At 61.9% G+C, this 474-nt stretch carries 1 protein-coding gene; it reads right to left on the reverse strand.

What is annotated here, in order from left to right; translation table 11 throughout:
* A partial coding sequence (locus AC1DY7_RS31270) for a DUF5078 domain-containing protein (RefSeq protein WP_477497641.1) occupies window positions 1-379 on the reverse strand: 379 nt, incomplete at its 3' end.
* Window positions 380-474: the final 95 nt, after the last annotated feature.

A 474-nucleotide genomic window follows, 5' to 3' on the forward strand; every position in this document is an offset into this window, starting at 1 on the left:
TGAAGAACAGTTTGGCCCAGTTGGGCCAGCGCCAGGCCATGTTTTCGTAGAAGGCGTTGGTGGCGGTGTCTTCGGAGTATTGGCGGCGGCCGGCGTAGTCCATGGAGAAGAACCAGTGGATGCGGTCTTGGGCGCCTTGTTGGTCGCCGRCRGGTTTGTTGTTGTAGTCGATCATGTAGCGCTCGTAGTAGACGGGTTCCACATCGCGGGCGGCGGCCATGATCTGTTCTGCGGTGCAGGGGGTTTTGAGGATGCGGTTGGGGATGGGGTAGTCGTCGGTCGCATCGGCGGAAGAGACGGCGGAGGTGGCGATGCCTGTCGTGATGGCGCCGGCGAGGGCTGCGGCGGCGAGTCCGAGGCGGAGGGTCTTGTGCATCATGGTGTTTTTTTCCGTTCAGTGTTTCTGGGACTCGGCGACCTGGTCGAGCAGGATGCGTTTGTCGGGGCAGTAGTAGTTCAGGGCGGAGCCCAGGA

Source organism: Mycobacterium sp. P2_H7 (genome assembly GCF_056403275.1).